The organism is Angustibacter aerolatus (assembly GCF_054776675.1).
On the sequence record NZ_BAAHBM010000168.1, the window covers coordinates 1 to 2,440 of the forward strand.

At 79.8% G+C, this 2,440-nt stretch carries 1 protein-coding gene and 1 pseudogene; both read right to left on the reverse strand.

All coding sequences use genetic code 11. The features are described 5' to 3' along the window. Nucleotides 1-807: pseudogene (locus ACYVI6_RS18495) on the reverse strand (FtsX-like permease family protein); the annotation flags it as partial. After that, a partial coding sequence (locus ACYVI6_RS18500) for an FtsX-like permease family protein (RefSeq protein WP_460447763.1) occupies nt 804-2,440 on the reverse strand: 1,637 nt, incomplete at its 5' end. The pseudogene ACYVI6_RS18495 and the gene ACYVI6_RS18500, both read right to left, overlap by 4 nt.

The window sequence follows — 2,440 nt, forward strand, 5'->3', positions numbered from 1 at the left end:
CGGCCGGAAGGTGACCGTGCGGCGCAGACCGTCCGACGGCACCGCGAGCCGCAGGTCGGGCAGCGTGTCGCCGGTCACCAGCGCGGCGGCGCCCGCGTGGCCGCCCGAGGTGGAGCCCGTCGGCCGCAGCAGCTGCGGCACCGCCTGCCAGGCCCCGTCGCCGGGTGCGACCGCCGTGAAGACGCCGCTCACGCGCACCTCGACCTGCCGGAACTGCGGGTCCTGCGCGGTCAGCCGGTCACCCACCCGCAGGCCCAGCGCGTCGGCCACCGGCTGCGACACGCCCACCTGCACCGGCCACGGCGCCGCCTGCGGTCCCAGCCGGGCACGGGCCGGGCGGCCGGCGGGTGGTGGGCGGCCCGACGTCCAGCGCACCGCGGGCTCGCCCGCGGCACCGGCCACCCAGGCCAGTCGCAGGTAGCGGCCGGGTCCGCCACCGAGCACGTGCAGCTCGGCGGTCTGCTCGGCGGCGACGCCGGGGCCGCGCACCCGGCGCAGGTCGGGTGGCACGGTGAACCGGGCGTCCTCGCCGGTGGCGCGCACCTGGTCGGCCAGCGCGGGGTCGCGCACCCGCTCGGCGGTCTCGTCGTCCTCCTCGAAGGGCGACGTCACGACCACCGCGCCCGCGTCGCCGGCGCGCCGCACGGCGTCGGCGACGGCCCGGTCGGCCGTGCGGTCGGCCAGCGGCGGCACGGCGACGGCGAGGCAGGTGGTGAGTGCCACGACCAGCAGCACGAGCACCAGGGCCGCGGTGTCGGCGCGGGCTCGACCCAGCACGCTCGGCAGGTGCGGGCGGGGGGCGGTCACGCGTCACCGACCCGCAGGTGCGCGGTGTCGCTGCGGCGCACCTGCAGCAGGGCGACCAGCGCGGTCACCGCCAGGCAGCCGGCCACGAGCCCACCGACCAGCAGCGCCTCGCCGCCCACCGGCCACACCCACCGCACCGCCGGCACCGGGGCCAGCCCGACGTCCGAGCGCACCAGCAGCGGCCCCACCACCACGGTGACCAGCAGGCCGATCGCGGCCCCGACGAGCACCAGCGCCGTCAGCACCAGGCCGTGCTGCACCACCAGGCAGGCCAGCACCGAGCGGCGACGCAGGCCGAGCGCCCGCAGCCGGGCCACCTCGAGCGAGCGCGCCTCCAGGTCGGCGGTGAGCAGCAGCGCGGTGCCGGCCAGCAGCAGCACCGACGCGGCGACGACCAACAGCCGCTGCGCGGCCGGCACGGTGGCCCGCAGCGGGCCGGCGGCCAGCTGCTCGCGGGTCTCGTCGCGCGTCACCACGGTGCCGAGCCCGAGCGCACGCACCCGGGCGGCCGCGCCGGGCGTCGGGTCGGCGACCCACCAGGCGTCGACCACCGGGTCGAGCCGGCCCGCCGCCAGCAGCGTGCGCGACATCGCGTCGGCGTCGGCCAGCACCGCCAGGCCTCCTGGCGCCGAGGGCACCGCGGGCACCACCGAGGTCACCGCCAGCTCGACGTCGGCGCCGTCGACGCTCACCGACACCCGGCCGCCGACGCGGGCGCCGAGCACGTCGGCCAGCGACCTCGACAGCACAGCGGGCACCGCCTGCGGGGCGTCGAAGGCGGTCGCCACCACCTCGGCGTCGGAGAAGGCGAGGTCGGCGGTGACCGTACCGGTGGTGCGCACCGCGACGCCGCCCCCGGTCGCCGCCAGCCGGACGGCCACCGACGGCACGGGGGTCGGCGGCTCGCCGACGGGGTGCCCGCGCCAATCGCTCGCTCCGCCGGCCGGCAGCGACGCACCCGGCACCTGCAGCGTCACGGCCAGCGGGTCGATGCCGCCGGACGTCGGCGGGGGGACCGCGGGGTCGGACCTGAGCACCGTGCTGACCGCGACCAGCTGCTGACCGCCGCCCACGGCGGGATCCAGGCGCAGCGCGTGCGGACGGCCGTCGGCGGCGACCGGCGCAGCAGCCGCGGTGGTGCGCAGGCCGGAAGGGCCCTGCAGCACCAGCGTCGTCGTGGCCGTGCCGGCCGCCCGACCGGCCGACACGGTCAGCCGCAGCCCGCCTCCGCCGTCCGGCACGGCGAGCCCGACGACCGGCTGGGGCGGCGCGAGCGCGGCCCCGACCTGCTGCCAGCTGCGGTCGCCGTCCAGCCGGCCGCGCAGCAGCCCACCCGCCCGGCGTCCGTCGACGGCCACCAGCACGGGCGCCGCATCGCGGTCGCCGACGAACCGGCCGAGCGCCACGGGGCGCGCGACGACGGCGGACGCCGTGCCGCCGGACGCCGCGGTCACCGCGTCGGCCTGCGCCGCGGTGGGTGGCGAGGCGAGGTCCAGGGCCAGGTCGGTGCCGACGCGCACGTCGGCCCGCGAGCAGGCCGAGCGCTGCCAGGTCGCGGTCGAGGCCAGGGCGACCGTGCCGGAGCAGGCGCCGACGGCGAGCAGGACGCTCTGCGGCTGCAGCTGCGCACGAT